Here is a 22,559-nt window from a genome sequence, read left to right as displayed (position 1 = left end):
AGAAATACGAGTAGAGGTGGGTTAGTTGCTTTCATCATCGAGTTCATCAGGGACTTTTGGGTCCACATCATTGGCAGTCTTGTCATAACAAATGTAAAAAAAAATGTCAATAAACGATTTAGCAAAGATCAGCTCCCTAATGGATTCCCAAGCATAATAGGGTTGTTGATTTTGTAAATTTAAAAGGGTTAATACTTTCTTTAGGTATTAATAAGCCTATTTTAACCCATAAATTAACCCCTGTCGCTCTATATTGCCTTTGTTATGATCGGCGAGCTATAACCAAGCTAACCGGAACTAAAATTGTAAACCAAATTCAGAACATCATGCAATTAAACTGTATTGCTCAAGTCGCTTTCCGTGTCGCGCTTATGGGGGGAGCGATGACTACCAGTGGGATGTCCTCCTGCTCGCAAAATGCCATTCAACAAGTAGAACAAGTGGAGGAGACGGTCGATGATCAAGCCAAGGAGATGGCATTACGTAATCTCGAACGCTCCATCGCTTTAGTCGACATTACTATCGAAAAACAATTTGATCCTCAAACATTTGAGATGCGTCGATTCTACAATCCATTTACACAAGTAAAATCCGGCGAGCGTGCCTCGGTCTGGATGTACACCGCAGGTATTGAAGCGGTAAATGCGATTATTGGTGGATTGAAAAAGGCGCAACAGGCTGGCGACAATACACTCTACGAACAGCACTACACGCGTTATGTACAATTATTGAACAAGCTCTACGAGGAGGCCGATTACTACTTAGGGAGCTTCGAATTAGTATCCTACACCCAGACCAAATCCTGGTCGGTATATGCGGTGGATCGCGTTAATCAGAAAGGGCAGGCCAATGTATCCGGTATCCTCAACGTGTATGACGACCAGATGTGGCTGATTCGCGAATTGCTGGAATCGCACCATCTGACGGGAAATGCGGCTTATTTGGAGAAAGCCGAATACCTGACGGAATACGTATTGGATGGATGGGATACGACCCTAGACGATCAGGGAATCGAAAATGGCGGCATACCTTGGGGACCGGGTTATACTACGAAACACGCCTGTAGTAATGGACCTCTGATTACGCCCTTGGTTTGGTTGCATGAGTTGTACAAAGACAAATCTGACCAGGTCGAGCGGAGGTATATTGATGCCGCAGATCGAGAGACTCGGCGAACCGAAATGGTCAAAAAAGCCGATTACTACCTGGACTATGCGAAAAAAACCTATGGCTGGCAGAAAAGCCATCTGTTAAATAGCAATGGCGTATACAGCGATATGATGGGTGGCTGCGTGCCCAATTGCGACATCCAATACGAAACGATCGGCGGCGTGCGCTATCGGAGCAACACGCCACTTAGAGACGCAGTAGGCGAAGCGTTTACCTACAATAGCGGAACCATGATCTCTGGCGGAGCGGATTTATACCGCGCTACCGGCGAAGAAAGCTACGCCCGGGATGTGCGTGCATTGTCACAAGCGAGCTTCTCGCAGTTTGCGTCTCTGGGGAGGGATGTGCCTCAATACCATAGTTTTGGAACCGATGGTTTTAAGAACTGGTTTAACGGTATTCTGTTGCGTGGATATCAAGAATCTACGAATTTGAACGAACAAAATGCTGCTTATCTTCAAGCGTTTCAACGCAATCTGGATTATGGTTTCGAACGCTTTAATCAAAATGGGTACCTGCCGACCAACTTACTAACCGGTTGGGCGGGCGAACGCGACGGACAGGGTGTCGAGGGGATGTTTATGTTTACCTATGCGGCACAATATGCCCTCTTGGGACAGCATCATCTATCGGCTACCGACTAACTTACTATCTCGAAGTATTTCGATATATCAGGATACATAACCAATTATAAACCAATGAACAATGAAGGTAATCTTTAACAGGTGCACCGCTATCGTGGTGCCGATTTTTCTGCTCTTGGCGTTGCTTGCGCCGCGCGTATTGCTGGCGCAAAATGCCGTGCGTGGCCTGGTTTCCAACCCACAAGGTCAACCCTTATCCAGTGTTTCTGTAGTCGTCAAAGGATCGTCTCCTCAGGTAGCCACCAGCACGGACAATCAGGGCCGATATACGTTGAGTGTACCGCCAAACGCGGTGCTACAGTACAGCTTGATCGGATATACCACCAAGGAGCAGGCCGTAGGGAACGAAACAACGATTAACATCACACTGGAAGCGGAAGACCAAAGTGTGGAGGAGGTCGTCGTGGTAGGCTATGGAACGCAACGCAAGCAGACATTAACGGGAGCAGTATCTGGCGTTAAGGGTGCTGAAATGCGCCAGACCCGAAACGAAAACCCACAAAACATGCTGACCGGACGGATTGCCGGTGTACGCGTTTGGCAACAGAGTGCCGAGCCAGGCGCTTACCGCGCAAATTTTGATATCCGGGGTATGGGGGCGCCATTAGTGATTATCGATGGGGTACCGCGATCCATTCAGGATTTCCAACGGTTAAATCCCAACGATATTGAAGATGTTTCAGTGCTGAAAGATGCTTCGGCCTCTATTTACGGAGTTCGCTCCGCTAATGGCGTGATGTTGGTCACGACACGCAAAGGTAAAGAAGGCGCCGTATCTATCGGATACAATGGCTCATACACCTTTCAGCGGCCTTCTAACATGCCATTTCTGGCGACCGCTTTTGAAGCTATGACGCTGTACAATGAGCGTTCTATGAATAATATCAATGGGGGTAATCGGGTATATACCGACAAGGATTTTGAGGATTTCGCCAACGGGACCCGTCGGTCTTCTGATTGGACTTCCCTGATCTTCTCGGAAGTATCGCCGCAAACGGCCCACGACATCAGTGTCTCCGGTGGTAGTGCCAAGACGCAGTATTACGTCGGTGCAGGCTATAATTTTCAGGAAGGATTCTTTCGTAGCGGTGATTTAAACTACCATAAGTTCAACCTGCGCTCTAATCTAACGACAGAGATTACGAAAGGCCTCAAGCTGGAACTAAATCTGGCCGGGATGTCCGACGTGCAGAATAATCCGTACGCGAGTGCAGTAGATATTATCCGGAACTATTGGGGGCAGGGTATGCTATTTCCGGCATTTGCCGATCCAGAAGGCACGTTAATCAATTATGAGGGGATAGGGCTGGAGCAAAATACCGTTCCGATGATCTATTCAGACATTTCCGGTTACCGGAAATATAAAATGAAGACCTTTCAGTCTTCGGCCGCATTAAATTATGATTTCGGTACCCTATCCGAATCCTTACGCGGGTTGACCGCCAGGGGATTATTGTCGTACGATTACCGGGGCGATAACAACAGCATGTTCCGTCGGGAATACTACCAATATGCATTAGACCCCATTAGCGGCAGCTACAATCAGAAATTATTTGACCTCAGCAGTCCAAACCGGATGCGTCGGGAATTCTATGAGAAACAGCAAATCCTCAGTCAGTTTACCGTGAATTTTGAACGTTCCTTTGGGAATGGCCATACAATCAATTCACTATTAGGTTGGGAAACACAAAAGAATGATGGCGACAACTTTTTCGGGATGAAAAATCTGGCCTTTGGTTCGGATATTTTATTGACTGGCGTCGAAGATGGGCAGATGACGGGTATGTCGGGCGGCATCACCGATTACTATAACGAGGCGAAGCAAGCGGCCTTTGGCCGGTTAAATTACAGTTTTCGTGATCGGTATATTCTGGAAGGGCAATTTCGTTACGATGGTTCCTCCCGTTTTGCTAAAGAAAATCAGTGGGGATTCTTCCCATCGGGATCGGCCGCTTGGCGGATTTCGGAAGAACCGTTCTTTAAGGCAGCCGATGGCTTAAAGTTTATTGATCAGTTTAAAGTGCGTGCGAGTTATGGATTGTTGGGAGATGACTTAGCCGGAGACTGGGATTTTGGTTGGATTGCGGGTTATAATTATCCGGCAACGAGTGGCAATGCAGAAAATGGCTATTACAATCAGTACGCGCCAGGCTACCTATTCGGTGATCAGTACATTACAGGCGTTTCTCGTAAAGCGATTGCTAATCGCCAATTGACTTGGTATCAAGCTAGAACCTTCAATATCGGCGTGGATATGGACGCCTGGAATGGCAAATTCGGATTTACACTGGATTACTTTGATCGCCGAAGAAGTGGCTTATTTGAGCGTCGTACCGGTGATTTCCCGACCGTAATCGGGATGACGGCGCCATTGGAAAATGTCAATAGTGATCAACACTTTGGATTGGATTTGGAAATCCGCCATCGCAATCAATTGGGTGATTTTGGGTACAGTCTGAAGGCCATCGCCACTATTACGCGTAACAAATACTTGTTTGGGGCTCAAAATGGCCCGTACCGTAATTCGTATGACAAATGGCGGAGCGATAATTTGAACGAGCGTTTTCAAGGACAGCAGTTTGGTTACGTGGCCGATGGCCGATTTATGGATTGGAACGACATCCGCCGATATCCTATCTATACGGAACGCGATCAGCTTCCGGGAGACTACAAATACTTGGATTGGAATGGGGATGGCGAGATCAGTGGTCTGGACGAGCACCCTTTTGCCTTCGATCAAACGCCTTGGATGAACTTTAGCATGAATATGCAAGCCAGCTACAAGCATTTCGATTTAGCGATGCTTTTCCAAGGTTCGGCGCTTGGATCTATGCAATATCAGGAGCCCTTGTATGCCATTTGGGGCACCAATGGCGGCGGTACATTAACGCAGTTTTTGGATCGTTGGCATCCGGTAGATCCTACGGCAGATCCTTATGATCCATCCATTGAGTGGGTGCAGGGGCATTATGGTTATACGGGGCGGTATCCGCGACCAAATTCGGAATTCAATCGGGTGAGTACCGCGTATTTAAGACTCAAAAGTCTGGAGCTGGGCTATACCTTGCCGGCTTTCGCCCGCTATCCGAATATGCGTTTGCGTGTCTTCGCCAATACCTATAATGTGTTTACCATCACGGCCGTAAAATTTGTCGATCCAGAGCACCCGGATAGCGACTTAGGCAGGATGTATCCCTTAAACAAAACCTACACCATGGGTTTATCGCTTAATTTTTAACCTGACGCAGACCTAAGAACAACGAATATGAAACGAATTATTCCAATTATACTGACACTGGCCTGTACATTGAGTAGTATGCAGTCCTGTGTGAAACTGGACATTATCCCTAAAAATATCGTTACGGACAACGAGTTGTTTAATACACCGGCCAGTGCGGATATCTACATGGCCAGAATGTATTCTCAGATGCCGTTTGAAGACTTTAAATATATGGGGCAGTGGGGGTTTCGATACAATGGCTGGCTAAACTCTATTGGCATTGATGGAACGGGAGAGGCCGTAAACCGAGATGGGATCACCACCGCGTTTACCGGCGAGCAGACGACGTACTGGGGACAAGCCTTTGAGTTAATTCGCGATGCGAATCACCTTATCGAAACCTTGCCACAATATCAGGCCAATTTTAGTGAAGAATTATACAACCATTATCTGGGCGAAGCCTATTATATCCGTGCTACCGTGTTCTACACCATGGCCAAGCGCTTTGGCGGTATACCGCTGGTCACGAAAGTGATTCAGTATCCTGCCGCTGATGCGGAGATCGAAGTGGCGCGGTCTACAGAAGAAGAAACCTGGGATCAAGTATTGGCCGATTTTGATCAAGCTATCGAATTGCTGCAAGATAGAAGTCCGAAAGAAGGCTACTCCAGCAAATACATCGCTTTAGCTTTTAAAGCACAAGCGATGTTATACGCTGGGAGTGTGGCCAAGTATAACGAGACGGTGTCTGGACGTTTGACTGGTGTGGGACGTAAAACGCAAGTACGCGTGATCGGATTTGATGAATCTCGCTGGCAATCGGCTTCCAAACGCTACTTTGCGGAGTCGTACAAAGCGGCACGACGCGTGATGCAGGATGGCGGCTATTCCCTATACCGTCGGCGTTGGGCGGCGGGCGACAAACAAGCGCAGTACCAAAACATGGTCGACATGTTCTCCGACTTAAGCAGTCCGGAAAATATCTACGTGAAGCGTTACCTATTTCCAACGCTCACCCATGCTTTTGATGCCTATAACATGCCATTCTCGTTTCGCGCGCCACTTTCCGCGGGAACCTGTCCGACATTGGATTTCGTCGAGCTATTTGAAGGCTTCCCCCGTTATCCAGACGGCAAAATACGCGTCACGACAGGTACAAGCAATGCGTCGGGCGAGTATGTGCTGTATGATAACCCGATGCAGTTTTTTGAAAATGCGGAACCACGGTTGCGCGCTTACGTTATTTTTCCGTTTGATCAATTCCGTTCGCGTCAGATCGAAGTGCGCGCAGGGGTATATACCGGAGAGTCGCCTATACAGCCTTTCTTTACTAACTATGCGTATAACACGGCCGACGAGCGGTATCAAAACCTTTCCATTTTTAATGGCAACAACAAATCCCTATACCTCAGTCCACGCGAAGGCAACGGGCAGCAAGTGGTGCAATACCAAGGACGTAGTCTGACGGCTGCAGGACAGGATGGGCCTTTTTTCGATAACGGGGAAGCGACGCTTACTGGACTATACGTACGCAAATGGTTGCAAACCACCACCAATATCGAAACTGGGGAGGGAAAATCTGCTCAGCCTTTTATCCTGATGCGTTACGCCGAAATATTGCTGACAGCAGCAGAAGCGGCGATAGAGCTGGAAATGGCGGGAGAAGCATCGCCGGATGGTAGCAGCATGTTACAGGTCGCGACGGAAAGCATCAACCAAATCCGGGAACGTGCCGGTGCCAGTTTACTGGCGGTGAATCTGAGCGCGGATAATGCGAGTCGCGACATCGTGCGTAAAGAGCGCCGCAAAGAACTGGCTTTTGAGCACAAATCCAAATGGGACATCCGCCGCTGGCGCGTAAATCATTACGAAGGACGTGACGGTTTCTGGGGCGAAGTACGCGACAAGAACTTTTATAGCAATAACGAGAACTACCGCTTCCGTGGCTTGTATCCATTCTTTTCGACGGCCGAAGGCAAGTACTTTTTTGATACGCGTTTCCAATGGGTATCTTCCAAGACGTTTGGCTACCAGCCTATAGACTACTATTTTTCGATTCCGGGCGGCGAAGTCGCTAAAAGCCCTTTGATCGATCAACAACCTAACCGATAATCCGATGAAACAGCTAATCATAAAACCATTAATAGGACTTGCCCTACTAGTACTTGGGCTCAGCAATAGCGCTTGCAGCTTTTTCGAACTCGACAACTACGATGCACCCGATGTGACGATCACCGGGCAGGTGACAGATGTGTTGACAGGAAAGCCGGTGCTCACGGATCAAGGTTCGGAAGGCATCCGAGTGCGGCTAACGGAATTAAGTTGGGGCGATAATGTCGAGCATAATCCGGATTTCTATTGCATGCCCGGGGGAAACTTTCAGAACACCAAGGTATTCAAGGGAAATTACCACATCACCGTGGACGGGCCTTTTATTCCGCTACAACGTCGCGATCGGGATGGTAATATTCTGGCGGATGAGAGCATCGTGATGGATCTCGAAAATAGCCACGATGTGCCTTTTAAGGTACAGCCATTTCTGCATATAGAATGGGTGGGCGAGCCGACCGTGCAAAATGGGAAAATTACCGCCCAGGTACGGGTAACCAGGGGGGTTAGTTCTGCCGACTTCCGGGCCAAGGTGGAGCCCATGGGAAATTATAATGACAATCTATTAAACATGACGGATATCCAGCTTTTCGTGAGTTATTCTTCCAGCATTGGTTACCGTGCCCGGGATGAGCGCTGGTCTAGCCGTATGGATTATGCCGGTAGCTCTTTCGATCCCTTATTCGGCCAGACGATTACGTTGGTGTCCAATGGAGTGATTCCCGCCGGCAGAACTGTCTTCGTACGTGCAGCAGCGCGTATCAATTTTGATACGCCGGTAGGAAGTGGTGTACGCCGCTGGAACTACAATGCCGCTAAAGAGGTGCTAGTCAATTAAAAATTCAAGGAATGATGCATAGAAGACATACCCTAATGCGCTGGAAACCATTCTACCTCAGCTGTGGAATATATCTCGCGGCAACCTGTGCCTTATCGGCTCAACAGCAAAAGCCCGACAAAGTGAAAACCACCTTTCAGACGTCCAGTGAATGGCGCCCCACGATCGATAACCGCGCCGATGCGGTGATGATCTATGGTGTAAAAGGAAATCCGTCCGACAAGCGGAAGAAATGGCCTTTTCCAGATCGGGTAAAGTCTTGGAAGGATAGAGGCTATACCATTCACTTTATGACAGGCATTGCCTGGGGAGAGTATCAGGATTATTTTACGGGAGCCTGGGACGGACAGATGCATTTGGATGAAGGCCAGGTCACCGAAAAACAGGATACACTTTGGCATGGCCATATGGTGCCTTATCTTGTGCCTACGGATAACTTTATTAAATACTTGAATGAGGAGCATATCAAGCCGGTGATCGACGCCGGGATTGATGCGATCTTTCTGGAAGAACCCGAGTTCTGGGCAAGAGCGGGGTACAGCGATGCCTTTAAGCGGGAGTGGAAGAAATATTACGGCTTCGACTGGCGTCCGCAGCACGAGTCGCCCGAGAATACCTATCTCGCCAATAAGCTCAAATACTGGCTCTATTACAATGCCTTGGATAAGGTCTTTACCTATGCCAAAGCATACGGAAAGTCTAAGGGCATGGATGTAAAATGTTACGTACCGACGCATTCGCTCGTCAATTATTCGCAGTGGATGATTGTGTCGCCCGAAGCGGCGCTGGCGTCCCTGCCTGTCGTGGACGGATACATCGCCCAAGTGTGGACGGGTACCTCGCGCGAGCCGAACTTTTTTGAAGGAAAGGAGCGGGAGCGCGTGTTTGAAACCGCCTACCTGGAATACGGCTCGATGGAGTCCATGACAGCACCGACGGGGAGAAAGATGTTCTTCCTAACGGATCCGATTGAAGATCGGGCGAAAGATTGGGACGACTACAAGCGGAACTATCAGGCCACGTTTACCGCGCAATTGCTCTATCCTCAAATCGCCGATTACGAGATTATGCCTTGGCCGGAACGTATTTATGAAGGTTTATATCGTGTTTCTGCCAATAGCGAAGAAAAAGCAAAGATTCCAAGGCCATATGCTACACAAATGCAGGTGATGGTCAACTCGCTGAATGATATGCCGACGAGTGATAACACCTTATCGGGTAGTGCAGGGGTGTCGGTATTGATGGGCAACTCGCTGATGTTTCAGCGCTTTCCGGTACACGCCGGATATGACGATCCGCAGTTAGCCAATTTTTATGGACTCACGCTGCCTTTTGTGAAACGTGGCGTACCTATCAAAACGGTACATATCGAAAATTTAGGCTATCCAGCAGCTTTAGCAGACACCAAAGTATTGTTAATGACTTACGCCAATATGAAACCCCTGGATGCTGTAGCGCATGAGCAGCTGGCAGAATGGGTGAAAGCAGGTGGACAGTTGGTGTACAGTGGCCGGGATAATGATCCGTTTCAAACGGTGCAAGAATGGTGGAATACGGAAGGGAAGGACTACAAGGCGCCAGCGGATCACCTCTTCGAACAGATGGGCGTGTCCGCCGGAGCCGAAGAAGGTGCGTATGTCTATGGAAAAGGCACGCTTCACATCTTGCGTCACGATCCAAAGGAGTACGTGTTGTCGGCAGGACAAAGCCAGCCCCTTTTGGATGCGGTAGAGACACGCTATACGGAGGCGGCCAAGGATACCCTGCAGTATAAAAATCATTTTTACCTGCAACGCGGCGCCTATGAATTGGTCGCGGTAGTAGATGAGGGGCAAGGAGAGGAAGCTTACACGATTAAAGGACAATTAATAGACCTGTTTGATCCGACTCTTCCGGTGCATACATCTCGCGAGATTGCACCGGGCGAGCAAGGCTATTTCTTGAATGTCGATCAGGTAAAAGATAAAAAAAGACCACAGGTACTGGCGGGAGCGAGCCGCGTGAGCGACGAGCTAGTACTGGCTGGGCGATATAGCTATATCGCCAAAAGTCCGATAGATACCGATAATATCTCCCGGGTTTTGCTGCCCGCTAAGCCAAAAAGCGTGCTCGTGAACAAGCGAGAGGTTTTCGCAGCGGAGAATTGGGATGCTGGTTCGAGCACCTATTTATTAGGGTTTGAGAATAACCCCGATGGGGTAGAAGTGAATTTTTTGTGGTAGCATCGTTTGCTATAATTTGTGTTGGTAAGCCGGTCTTCGAGAGGAGATCGGCTTTTTTATCCAAAAATTTCATTTAGAGCCAAGTGTTGAATTTTTGAATAAACCAATTTTTAACCAGTTGGGTAAGCAGACAGTATCCAACCAATATGACAACTAACCAAGGGAAGTAAGCCAAGGGTAGAGATTGCATATGAAGTGATTCTGCAAAAGGAGAAAAAGGTAGTGCGACACCGATAAGCATAATTAGGGATGTGAGTGCCACCACTGGGGCTGCTGCCCAGCTTTGTACAAAGGGTATCTTGCGTGTACGAATCATATGAATGATAAGCGTTTGGGACAACAGCCCTTCAACAAACCAACCACTTTGAAAAAGACCTTGCTGCTCCGGACTGTTTGCCTTGAAAACAAAGTACAAAACTGCAAAGGTGATAAAGTCGAATATGGAGCTTATTGGGCCTATGTACAACATGAATTTAGCAACACCACCAGCATCCCATTTTTTTGGTTTTTCCAGAAATTCGCGATCCATGCTATCCCAAGGAATAGAGATTTGGGAAATATCATACAGCAGGTTTTGAATAAGTAGGTGTACAGGGAGCATGGGCAAGAAGGGTAAAAAAGCACTTGCTCCAAGCATACTAAACATATTTCCAAAATTGCTGCTAGCCGTCATTTTGATATATTTAATGATATTACCGAAAGTTCTCCGTCCATAGATAACGCCTTTTCGAAGTACCATTAAATCCTTTTCCAGCAGAATGATGTCGGCACTTTCCTTTGCTATATCTACAGCGGTATCCACGCTAATACCAACATCCGACTCTTTAAGGGCAGCGGCATCGTTAATTCCATCTCCCATAAAGCCAACCGTATGGCCTTTGCCACGCAACGCTTTCACCACACGTACCTTTTGTAATGGATTCAATTTTGCAAATACCGAAACTGTTTCGATCTGTTCTGCTAATGTTTGCTCAGACATGGATTCAAGTTCTGCTCCATTGATGATCTGATTGATGGGAATCCCCACATCAGCACATATTTTTTTGGTGACGATCTCATTATCTCCTGTTAATATTTTGATGCCAACACCAAGTTTTTGAAGTGCTTCAATAGCAGGTTGCGCTGACGGCTTGGCGGGGTCTAAGAAGCCGATAAAACCTGTTAACGTAAGATTATTCTCGTCATTTAAGCTATAGGTCAATGGATGCGACGCATCAAATTCACGAATGGCAACTAACAACACACGAAGTCCTTGCTCATTCATTTTCCGAGATGTTTTCATTACAATTTTTTTCATGGTTTCGTCCATCGAAACGGCATTGTCATTTTCGATATGAAGGCTTCGGTCTTCGCCTGGATCGAATGTGCTGTCACATAGTTCCAACATTTCCTCTACCGCACCCTTGCAGATTAGCAGGTGTTTACCATTGTTTTTTTTAAGGATAACAGACATTCGGCGGCGTTGAAAATCAAATGGAATCTCATCCACTTTGACGTATTGCTCATCTACGTTTAGGTAATCATGGAGCTCTACGTGTTCCAGTACTGCTTTATCCATAAGATTTTTAAGTCCTGTCTGATGAAAACTATTCAGGTATGCCCATTTCAGTACCTCATCGTCCTCTATTCCAAACACATTCAGATGCTTTTCCAAGACAATCTTATCCATAGTGAGTGTTCCTGTTTTATCACTACAAAGTATATCCATAGCGCCTATGTTCTGAATAGAATTTAACCTCTTCACAATGACCTTGCGCTTGCTCATATTGACAGCACCTTTTGCCAAATTAGCTGTAACAATCATTGGAAGCATTTCTGGCGTCAGCCCTACCGCCACCGCAATAGCAAATAGAAGCGCCTCCCACCAATCTCCTTTGATTACTCCATTTACAAGGAAAATGATAGGCACCATAACCAACATAAAGCGGATTAGCAAAAAACTGATTTTGTTTATCCCTTGATCGAAACTGGTTTCTGGTCGTTCGCCTGTGATAGATTTGCTGATGTTGCCAAAATAAGTGGAGCGGCCTGTGTTGACTACGACCACCGTGGCCGATCCGCTTACTACATTGGTTCCCATAAAACAGATATTGTAGAGTTCCAGTACTGTCTTTATATCAGCATCACGGATTGGTAGGTAATTCTTTTCTACAGGCAATGCCTCTCCAGTGAGCATGCTTTCACTGACAAAAAGATCCTTTCCTTGCAATATACGGCAGTCTGCAGGTACCATATCTCCGGCAGATAAAAATACGATGTCGCCAGGTACAAGATCAATGATTGATACCTCTTTTTTGGGTTCGAATTTTCGTTGTACGGTAGCGGTAGTAGTTACCATGCCTTTTAATTTTTCCGCTGCGGCATTACTCCTATATTCCTGGATAAATCGCAATAATCCACTGATAAGAATCATAAAACCTACTACGGCGACCGTCTTGAAGTCCTGATCTTCCTTAGCAGGCAGCCAAACGTCTACAATAAATGATACTCCCGCTATTACTAAAAGTATGTAGATAAACGGATTTGCAAAGGCTTTAACGAATTGCAGATACCACTTTGGGGCTTTCTGGTGCTGTATTTCGTTGGACCCAAATTTAGCTCTCCTGTCGTGGGCAGTGATCGCGGTGATCCCGTCCAGACTTGTTTCCAGCATAGCATATACATACTTATCGTCCTGCCGGGAGGCATTTTTAAGTTTTACGGTGCTGTCTGCATGCATCCCATTCGACATGTTAGCAGAAAAGGTGTTTCTGATTTTGGATTTTAGTTTTCCCATGTCTTTATTATTTTTATGTGTTAATTGATTTATACAAATGTTATCTATGAATTAATCATAACTCGGACTCAGTTCCGATGATCTGCCAGCTAACTTTGGATACTTTATCTTCTATTGTAAGCCGACTGGCGATCCGCTCCATGAAACTATCCTGTGGAGACAGTGCCTTTATCTCTGCCGCTATTAGCGTCTGTTTGCCTTCTTCTGCATCATCGCTACTTAAAGACCTGAGCAATACTTTTTCCTCATCACCCAACATTTGCATTAATAGTATGCGGATGGCATTTTCTACTTCAGGTCTACACTTTATGATAAAAAGATATTCAGTAGGTACATTAGGCGATTTGACAAATGATAATCTGTTGAGCCAAATACCAACAGGCCGTAGTACAATATGCGTTAGCATAATGACGATAGCGACTAAGGCGGCCTGCGAAAACTTTCCCATCCCGCTTAACGCTCCTACAGCTGCCGAACACCATATTGTCGCGGCAGTATTTAGCCCCGAAACATTAAGACCATCTTTCATGATGACACCGGCTCCAAGAAAGCCAATTCCACTGACGATGTAGGACGCAATTCTTCCAGTAGAATCGCCACCGATTTCAATAGATAATAGTATAAACGCAGTTGCACCTAATGACACAAGAGTGTTGGTTCGTAACCCCGCACTTTTTTGTCGCCAATGTCTCTCCATTCCAACAGCAGATCCAAGCAACATCCCTGTAATCAGGCGCAATGAAAAATCTGTAATAGTTAACGCTAACATCGCCCTTGTATTTATTATGCAATGCAAAGTTCCAAATTACAGTCAGCAACCATCGTTAGCATACCGACAGAAAAACATTAGAATTTTATTAGAGAGGTGAGGAGTTATTCATTCGTGAGGTGATCAATTCTACGGAAAAGTTGATCGTATTGGTATAGATAGGAATAGCATTATACCCCATCAGTGCACGATATCCAGGGAGTGTTGGCTCTTTTGTTGAAGTCTTTAAATAGGTCCGCAACAGCTCGTCTAGGCCATGCTTGACAACTCTATCACAAAAGTTGTTTCTTCATTTTTTACAGAGGTAACCGAAAGAATTCCTTTGTGTAAACTTACAATCTTTTGTGTGAGGGAAAGTCCGATGCCGTTGCCATCAGTAAATGTTCTGTTTTTCCCGCGATAAAATGGGCTGAAAATTTTATCCAGCTCATCGTCGGCAATGCCAATGCCCTTGTCCGAGAAACGTAGTATGATTTTTCCTTGACCAAAATAGATAGAAACAGTGCTTTGTTTGTCGGTTGAAAATTTACAGCCATTATCAAACAGATTGGCAAATGCCACTTTCAAAAGATACTCATTTCCGTTAACCAGAATATGATCATCATTTTCAAAGTCATTTTCGAAGTGAATATCAATTTTATAATTAGGGTTTATCTTCTGGATCTGCTGACGAGCATCCAGCAATACTTCATCTATACGCACCGGTTTAAAGGAAATTTCTGAGGGGTCATAGCTAGCCTTTGCCAAGTCTAGTAAACTGTTGGACAAGCGGGCGATTTTTTTTGCGTCGTCTAGGGCTTTAATCACTGCACTTTTATAGTCTGCTAAAGCGCGATCCTTATTAGTTGAAAGTTCCAACTCAGCTATAATGGCTGCCAGAGGTGTGCGTAATTCGTGGGAAATATTGGAAACAAAATGCTTTTGCGCATCAAATGATTTTTCCAATCGCTCCAACATTTCGTTGAATGTGCTTGCTAATTTTGATAGTTCGTCTTTATCACCATGAGTATCCAAACGTAAGTCCAAATTGGTAGCGGAAATATCGCTTGCCCTATCTGTCATCTGTTTTATGGGTTCAAAAGCTTTTCTTGAAAATAACCTACCCGCGAAGTAGAGCACTAACATCGAAATAATAAATACTGATATAATCGTCTTAAGTAGGTTGTCAAGCTTACTGTAACCATATTGATCATACGCAGCAGCCGTAATGATGTATTGTTGTCCTTCGTAAGTGTAAAGAAGGCCGACAACCTGCCAGTCATCCTGATAAAAACTAATTTCTCCTTTTGTACGGATGTTTGCTAACATATTCGCTGTTTCCTTAACGAAATCGATGTCAACAGCATCATGATAGATAAGGTTAAAATCGGTGTCGTATATGGCCACCTCTACCTCATTTAAGATCTTTCGGTTATTTCGATAGATTTCCTGTAAAGTTTCTCTATCAACTTTCGCTTTAAGAAAGACATTGGCTTTTGTGTATGCCTCTTTACTCAAGAGTGTATTGAATTCTTTTCTTCTACTTTCTTTCGCAGAATAATAAATAACAAAAGCAAATGCCAGTAGGATAGTGGCTGTGATAATAGTAAACAGTATGGTAAGCTTCGTTCTGATCTGCATTATTCGAGATTTAGCATGAATCCCATACCAGACTTGGTATGAATCAATTTTTGTTCAAATTCCCGATCTATCTTCTTTCTCAGATAGTTGATGTAAACATTCATGAAATTGGTTCCTGTATCAAAATGGGTATCCCAGACTTTTTCGGCAATCTCTACACGAGAAAGTACTCTTTCGGGATTGAGCATCATGTACTCCAGCAACTTGAATTCTTTGGGTGTCAAACTGATTTCCTGATTACCTCTTTTAACCCTTTTTGTATTCAGGTTCATTTCCAGATCTGCATAACGTATTACAAAACCCACTTGATTCACTACTCTTGAATTTCGTTTGAGTAATGCTCGTATCCGCACAAACAATTCCCTCATTTCAAATGGTTTGACTAAATAATCATCTGCACCCGCATCGAAACCTTCTATTTTGTCATCGGTCGTACCCAAGGCAGTAAGCATGATAATTGGTATATCTGGTTTTGTCTGGCGTATTTGTCTGCAAAGATCAATACCGTCTAATTTGGGTAGAATTATATCCGTAATGATCAAATCGTAATCGTTTTGGAGAGCAAGTTTTACGCCTGAGTGTCCATCATAAGCAATTGCCGGCACAAAGCTCTGCTCTGCGAGGCCTCGTTGTAGGAGCTCGGCCACACGAAGGTCATCTTCTATAATCAGGATATTCATATTGTAAATTTAAATATAAGAATCGCCAAATTATGCTAAAATAGAACTATGATGATGAATTTTTATGTTTTAAGAAAATTTCTGTTTTAGCATTCATGTGATCACAATAGGATAATAACGCGTATCCATGATGTACAAATACTATTACTAATATTTTCGTATTATTGTGACAAATTATTATTTCATCCTAAATAGATTTCTTTAAATGAACAAGAACTTTGTGTTCAAGCTAGCGGCGTTATTGCTCTTTACGTTTTCTACAGGTAACAGCTGTATGGCGCAGCAACGTGTTATGTTGGATTCCATTATTCATTTATTGGGGACTGAGTCCATTTATAAAGATAAGTTCGACAAAGAGCTTTACAAGCGACGTCGCGATTCCGTTAATATTAATGATTTTAAGGGTGCTATTGCGCCTTTGGTGCAACAGATGTTAACGGATATAGGAGATCATCATGGTATGCTTATGCGAGATCATCATATATTTTTGTCTGACAGACCAGACGATGCTGAGACAGATACCGTGCTCTTGAAGTTTGCTTACGATGAAGCATTTGCTTTTCGATCGACTCTAATCGCTAATCAATATGGGTACGTGTCTATTCCGTCTCCGCAAATTCCAATGGAAGCTTTTTCTGATCATACAAAGGCGGTAGACTTTATTTCTGGTATGGCCCAACAGATTCAAGATACCATCTGCGCCTTAGAATCGCATAACCTAAACGGATTAATTCTGGATTTACGACTGAGTATGGGAGGTAATATGCCGCTCTTGTTAAATAGCATAAGCGTCTTGATTGGTGATGGAAAGGTGTTTGATGTGGTTTGGGGAAATGGAACAGAATCTACCTACCAACTGATCGACGGCCAACTCTACGAGGGTGATACCTATCTCGGAAAAACGGCAAACCGGTGTAGTTTTAATAAGCAAAAAATTGCAGTGCTGATTGGCCCACTAAATGGTAGTGCCTCTTCTCAGACAGCAATGGCCTTAAAAGGGTTAGACAATGTCCGATTCTTTGGTGAAGAAACGAGTCGCTATTCGTCTAATATCACCAGATTGATTCGGTTTAGTAATGGCGCCTCATTAAACTTTGCCGCGGGGCTTGTTAAGGATAGGGAAGGGATAGTATATGAAGGCTCCGTTACGCCTGACGTATATATAAAAGGAGGAGATAATTTTGAATCTCTAGCGGAGGATGCCAAGGTAAAAGCCGCGATAGCCTGGTTCGAGGAGGGAGCTTAGTGTATTCGCTTATTAAGCTAAAAAATTAGAAGCGGCTCTTTTAAAAAGAGCCGCTTTCAGATCAGCGAATAGTTTACTTCTTGATTGGATGCTCATCAATCCATTGTTGGACGATACGCCAGTCGTAGTAATGGAATACCCGACCATTACTCATGGCGACCAGCATGCCTTCCGGAAATTTTGGTCCCAGATTCATGTTAACGGCATCTGCGCCATCGCACTCTATCGCAGAAACTGGAATTTCTGCCAATAGGGTATGCATATGAGGATTCCCATCGGTGCCCGCTCTGTCGTACACCAGGAAAGAATTATTCTGCTGATCAGATACCAGTATGTATCCCGCATCGCCTTCTTTTTTATAGATCGCAATCCCTTCGTGGTCGCGTAACGCATCTTCTTGACCAAAGAAAGCTAATTCTTCATTCCCCTGATTGGGGTTTGCATAGTATTTACGCACGCCTGCAGTCTCATCGGAGTAGTATACATAACCCAATTCATTATCTACGGCTATGGCTTCAATTTCTTTGTTACCGCTATAGGTGCCAAATTTCCGAACGACTTCCCCGTGAACGATGCCCTGTGCATCGGCCGATAATTTATACTGCCATAAGTAGCTACCGGATGGTCCGGTCTTGCGGCCAACGATAGCATAAATCGTGTTGCCGGCAGCACCTGCTTTCTCCGTGTATAACGCGATACCCATTCCGTCTCGCTCATCTTCACCCTGTTCTCCCTCAAAAATAGGAATGCCCCCATTATCAATAGGCTTCAGGTCCGGCAAAGAGAATATACGGATCGTATTCGCTTTACGTTCGGTGGTCACTGCAATATCCGTCTTGACGCCGTTGATTTCCAGACCATACGCCACGTCGACGTTATTAGGTCGCTGCATGTCGAGAAATTTGTTGATGATCTTTCCTTCGAGATCATAAACGTACAGCCCGCCGCCTACTTCTTTATCCGTTCCGATCACCAAGCTTTTGGTCGGATCTTCTGGGTGTATCCAAAATGCAGGATCGTCGGTATCGTGTGCCGTTTCTTCCGTGATGATAGTGGGCTTCAGTGCGTTTGGCGCTACGGTGGCGAGCCGATCGCCGCAGGCAGCGATCAAGGCGGCTGTTAAGCAAATAGCTATAAGTTGTTTCATGTGTTTCGTGGAGTTGCTCAATTAGTTTCTTTTCTTTTTCGTGGTTTTACGCACATTATTGGCCGGTTTAGGCTGTTCTACCATTTCCTTGACGGCCGGAGTGTTTACTTTTGATGCGTGATGTTGGTAAAGCACTTCACCACCCGTAGAATCTGCCTTCACCACATGTACCGTAAGCTGATCGTCGACAACAGAGAACGTCATAAAGCCAGGTTCGGTAGCAGCAAATAGGGTGCCTTCACGTTCGCCCGATTGACGCACTTCGCTACCCGCTCCAGAAAGATATTGTGTCGTATAACGACCTTCTGGTTTGATGATTTGCAAATCATGCTCGTGACCGCAGATATAGGCATCTACTTGGTACCTGTCAAATAAATCGGCAAATTGTGCTTCAAAATCTTTGGTATCTGTCGACACTTTACGTCCGCCACCGCTATACATTGGGTGATGCCCTACAACGACTTTCCACGCTATAGATGGGTCGGTGTTTGCGAGCTCTTTCTCCAACCACTGACGTTGGGCTGCAGTATCTTGTTCAGTGATTTCCAGGTATTTTTCTGGGTTTTTGTGATAACTTTTAATAAATGGATTCGTGTCTATCACGATCATTTGTAATTTTTTTCCATGTTTCAGCTCAAAAGTTTTGCTGTAGTATCGATCGGGCATATTCCATCTTCTGCTCACTTTTGAGTAGTCGATTTGTGCTTGTACACTGCCACGGTAATCGTGATTGCCCAATGCTACATACCAGCTTCTGTACAAGCTCGGATCTTTGTATATTTCTTCGAAAGAAGATATCCAATGATAATCTCGCGTACTTTCAACGCCGTCCGGGTAGAAGTTATCGCCGACGGAAAGAATAAAGTCCGCATCCAATACGACCGTAGCATGTCCCATCTCGCGAGCGACATCGCGTTGGTAATAATCCCCAACTCGTCCGAAATCGCCGACCACGACAAAATTAAAGCTGTCTTCCTGATAGACCATTCCTGGAATATTTTTACCCGAATAGCCCGTCTGTTTTTCGTATTCAAAAGGGGTGACACCGCCTTCCTGTGCATAGGCAAGCAGGGTAAAAGCCGTAAGCAAAATAGTAGATATCAATTTTCTCATTTGTTTTTGATGGTGTTATGTGTTTATTACCGCGAATGCAATGAAGCCGAAACTCCATTGCATCCTGATTTTTAGATTTTGTATGCTGATCTGCTAAGATCAGCGGTTTGTATTTATTTGACTACAGATCAAATTTTAGACCCAATGTATACCGCGCACGGTAATACTCTAATTGCATCATTAATTCGCGGCTCCCCTGATAATAGCGTAATGGCTGATTAGTTAGGTTATTGGCTTCACCGAAAACACGCAGTTTTGGCGTGATCTTGTAGGAGGCATTGGCATCCAGGAAAAATTGTTTGTCGTAGTACGAATCATTGAAAGCGGTCTCGCCGATCTCATCCAAATAGGCTGCTGCAAAATTGCTGGACAGACGTGCTGAGAAGCGGTTATTCTCCCAAGAGATGGAGGCGTTAAACATGTGAGGTGCTGTTCTTGGCAGTCCTAATCCCGTACGCTCTACACCTTCATCGGTGGTAATACCTTTTGCAATTGATTTAATAAAGGTATAATTACCATACACTCCAAACCCTTTTAGGAAGCGGCCAGGTAAAAAATCTAGCTGACGTTGGAAGGCGACTTCCAAGCCATAGACATCTACGTTGTCGCCATTACGTGCTTGCACGAACGTCCATTGGTCTGTCGCATCAATAGGAATTGGGTTAGATATATTGGGAAATGCAGTCGCAAACTTTTCATTCGTGAAATTTAAATCACTGTAATTATAGATAAAGTTTTTCATGCGTTTGTAGAATACGCCTCCAGAAACCAAACCGACATTCTGGAAGTAATTTTCTGCCATAAAGTCGAAGTTATGCGAGAACGTTGCCTTTAAATTCGGGTTTCCAGCCGTAATTTCTCGGTCTTCCGGAATACTATTTACATAGGGTGCTAATGCATAATAGTTAGGCCTAGCAAGACTGGTCGTATAGGCAGCACGCAAGATGAAATCATTGGTCACATCATATTTGAAGCTAACACTTGGTAGCCAATTGAAGTAATTATTTTTATTGTTGACTGCGCCCAGAAGTTCCTCTTCTCCTTCCACGTAGTTACCCGTATAGTTAATTCTGGTGTGCTCCATCCGCAATCCCGCGATAGCAGATAATTGATCCGTAATCTGCTGATCCCAGCGTAGATAACTCGCCATAATCAATTCCTTTGCCTGATAGTTTACAGCCAAAAACTCTGAAGCGTCGGCAGATTCTCTAAATAGTGCAGGATTGGTTAAGTCTAAGCTACCTAAGAAGCGTTTATCTACGAATGATCCCGGAGTATACTGACTTCCCGCTGCGTAATTCTCGCCACTCCAGTTCTCCAGTGGCAGGGTGCTCATCGCTCCGAAAGCATCTATTGGCGTGTAGTTATAGAAAATGTTATCCCTTGATTTGGATTTGGCACGTACTCTTACACCTGCGCGCAATCTTCCTTTTTGATCAGGAATAATGCTTAATGGCAAGCGAACATTGGCTTTGAAGCCGAACTCGTCCTCCGCCGTATAATTATGATTGGCAGTGAGCTGATGTAAGCTGAATCTGGAGTAGTCCTGATAAGGATCCACCACTAATGGACGATATGTATCGCTTAAGTCCTGATCCAATCGGATATTGTTTGGGGATTGGTATTGTATGTATCTTTCATTAGGGCGGTCTTCCAATGCTTTAGAATAGCTCGCTGCCCAATCAAAGTCTACTACCGGGCTTAACAAGTGTTCTCCTTTCAACGAGAAGTTCATCACCTTCTGGGTTTCCAATCGGGTATTGTCGTTCAAGCTATTGCCGATGCCTCCTTTCGTTTGCCGACGTACTCGTCCGGTATAGCTCTGAATATCTTCATTCCAAGTCAGGCCGGTATATCGCGTACGATAGCGATTCTCCCGGTCATCTCGCCAGTTGTAAATGGCATTCAACTCTATGCGGTTGCGGGAATCTATTTCGTAATCCGTGGCCAACGATACGCTTCGACGGATACGCTGTACATCGTACTTACGGATGTCCATTTCACTCATAGCGATACGACCATCTCTTTCTCGCCAAGTTGCTTCAATATTATCCGAACCAAAATTTTGCGCTTGTAATGTACCACTTACCACGACACCGAGCTTATTGTCCATGAATCGGTTTCCGTAAACGATAGCTCCGTTATACAGACCTTGTCCACGGATCGGTGCGTAGCCACCGCTTAAAGTCGCTGAGATGCGTTGTTTGTTGGGCACGGCACGCGTAACCAAATTCACTGATCCGCCGATCGCATCTGCGTCCATATCTGGCGTAAGCGTTTTGTTTACCTCAATGGTGGAGATCATATCCGCCGGAATTAAATCCATCTGCACGTTGCGGTTATCGCCTTCGGCGGATGGGATACGGTCGCCGTTAATGGTAACCGAGTTGAGCTCGGGCGAAAGGCCGCGAATAATAATGTTCCGCGCTTCGCCTTGATCATTTTGCATGGTAATCCCTGGTACACGTTTTAAAGCGTCTCCAATATTCTGATCTGGGAAGCGACCCACTTGATCGGAAGAAATAATGTTGGTGATGTTGCTGTTGTTCTTTTGTTGATTTAGCGCTTTGGCCTGTCCTTTGGCAATATCGCCGATGACGCTTATCTCGTCTAAAGAATGACTGAGTGGTTGTAGTAGGATACGAAGTGTTTCTTGCTTCCCATCCGTACTGATTTGCTGTCTGTACAGTTGGTAGCCCATGTAGTTTACGGTGAGTGTATACGTGCCAGCAGGGACGCCCAAGAATTCGAAATCTCCTGTGGCATCCGAAACGGTGTGCCGATTCGTTTCTTCTAAGCGAAGTGTTGCTCCTGGTAAAGAGAAGCTATCGCTGGCATCCAACACCTTTCCTTTAAGGATCGTGCTTTGGGCAAAAGAACTCGTGCAAAATAGTAGTAATGCAAACGTGTAGAATAATTTCATGTAGATAGTTTGAATTTTCCACAAAACTATTACCCTTACACTAAATACAAGTTAACGCTATGTTACGCTTAAGTTAATTTGT

The 22,559-nt window shown here is 45.1% G+C and carries 13 protein-coding genes; 6 read left to right on the top strand and 7 right to left on the bottom strand.

Going from position 1 to position 22,559, the window contains the following annotated elements:
- The first annotated feature begins 326 nt into the window (after positions 1-326).
- The 5 genes from M8998_RS04725 to M8998_RS04705 all read left to right on the top strand — a co-directional run bounded on the left by M8998_RS04725 (position 327) and on the right by M8998_RS04705 (position 10,203).
- Positions 327-1,814 (top strand): glycoside hydrolase family 76 protein, encoded by a 1,488-nt coding sequence (locus M8998_RS04725; protein ID WP_249990975.1) that lies wholly within the window; start codon positions 327-329, stop codon positions 1,812-1,814.
- Between the two features lie 61 nt (positions 1,815-1,875).
- Positions 1,876-5,052, top strand: coding sequence for a SusC/RagA family TonB-linked outer membrane protein (locus tag M8998_RS04720; RefSeq protein WP_249990974.1), 3,177 nt, complete (start codon positions 1,876-1,878; stop codon positions 5,050-5,052).
- A gap of 27 nt (positions 5,053-5,079) precedes the next feature.
- The gene (locus M8998_RS04715; RefSeq protein WP_249990973.1) at positions 5,080-7,146 is read left to right on the top strand and encodes a RagB/SusD family nutrient uptake outer membrane protein; all 2,067 of its coding nucleotides are present in this window, start codon (positions 5,080-5,082) and stop codon (positions 7,144-7,146) included.
- Positions 7,147-7,150: 4 nt separating this feature from the next.
- On the top strand, positions 7,151-7,981 hold the full coding sequence (locus M8998_RS04710) for a DUF3823 domain-containing protein (RefSeq protein WP_249990972.1): 831 nt from the start codon (positions 7,151-7,153) through the stop codon (positions 7,979-7,981).
- Positions 7,982-7,992: 11 nt separating this feature from the next.
- Positions 7,993-10,203, top strand: coding sequence for a hypothetical protein (locus M8998_RS04705; protein WP_249990971.1), 2,211 nt, complete (start codon positions 7,993-7,995; stop codon positions 10,201-10,203).
- 73 nt (positions 10,204-10,276) lie between these two features.
- Here M8998_RS04705 and mgtA read toward each other — a convergent pair whose 3' ends face one another.
- The 4 genes from mgtA to M8998_RS04685 form a co-directional block, all read right to left on the bottom strand.
- The gene (gene mgtA, locus M8998_RS04700) at positions 10,277-12,979 is read right to left on the bottom strand and encodes a magnesium-translocating P-type ATPase (protein ID WP_249990970.1); all 2,703 of its coding nucleotides are present in this window, start codon (positions 12,977-12,979) and stop codon (positions 10,277-10,279) included.
- A 55-nt stretch (positions 12,980-13,034) separates the two neighbouring features.
- Positions 13,035-13,700 carry an MgtC/SapB family protein gene (locus M8998_RS04695; protein WP_249992423.1) on the bottom strand — a complete coding sequence of 222 codons (666 nt, stop codon included), beginning with the start codon at positions 13,698-13,700 and terminating at the stop codon, positions 13,035-13,037.
- 297 nt (positions 13,701-13,997) lie between these two features.
- A complete protein-coding gene (locus M8998_RS04690; protein ID WP_249990969.1) occupies positions 13,998-15,368 on the bottom strand; it encodes a sensor histidine kinase in 1,371 nt (456 codons plus the stop codon).
- Complete coding sequence (locus tag M8998_RS04685; protein WP_249990968.1) at positions 15,368-16,048, bottom strand: response regulator transcription factor; 681 nt, start codon at positions 16,046-16,048, stop codon at positions 15,368-15,370. Before M8998_RS04685 ends, M8998_RS04690 begins: the two co-directional genes overlap by 1 nt.
- 205 nt (positions 16,049-16,253) lie before the next feature.
- Between M8998_RS04685 and M8998_RS04680 the strand changes: the two genes are divergently transcribed.
- Positions 16,254-17,294 carry a S41 family peptidase gene (locus M8998_RS04680; RefSeq protein WP_249990967.1) on the top strand — a complete coding sequence of 347 codons (1,041 nt, stop codon included), beginning with the start codon at positions 16,254-16,256 and terminating at the stop codon, positions 17,292-17,294.
- Positions 17,295-17,367: 73 nt separating this feature from the next.
- On the opposite strand, the gene M8998_RS04675 is transcribed toward M8998_RS04680, so the two are convergent.
- From M8998_RS04675 to M8998_RS04665, 3 genes are all read right to left on the bottom strand, one after another.
- The gene (locus M8998_RS04675) at positions 17,368-18,441 is read right to left on the bottom strand and encodes a phytase (protein ID WP_249990966.1); all 1,074 of its coding nucleotides are present in this window, start codon (positions 18,439-18,441) and stop codon (positions 17,368-17,370) included.
- A gap of 21 nt (positions 18,442-18,462) precedes the next feature.
- Positions 18,463-19,554, bottom strand: coding sequence for a metallophosphoesterase (locus M8998_RS04670; protein ID WP_249990965.1), 1,092 nt, complete (start codon positions 19,552-19,554; stop codon positions 18,463-18,465).
- A gap of 121 nt (positions 19,555-19,675) precedes the next feature.
- Positions 19,676-22,477 carry a TonB-dependent receptor gene (locus M8998_RS04665; protein ID WP_249990964.1) on the bottom strand — a complete coding sequence of 934 codons (2,802 nt, stop codon included), beginning with the start codon at positions 22,475-22,477 and terminating at the stop codon, positions 19,676-19,678.
- Between the last annotated feature and the right edge of the window lie 82 nt (positions 22,478-22,559).

This window comes from Sphingobacterium sp. lm-10 (assembly GCF_023554555.1).
Taxonomy (GTDB): Bacteria; Bacteroidota; Bacteroidia; order Sphingobacteriales; family Sphingobacteriaceae; genus Sphingobacterium.
Note: the sequence above shows the minus strand (reverse complement) of the source record. Positions and strands in the feature narration are given on the sequence as shown.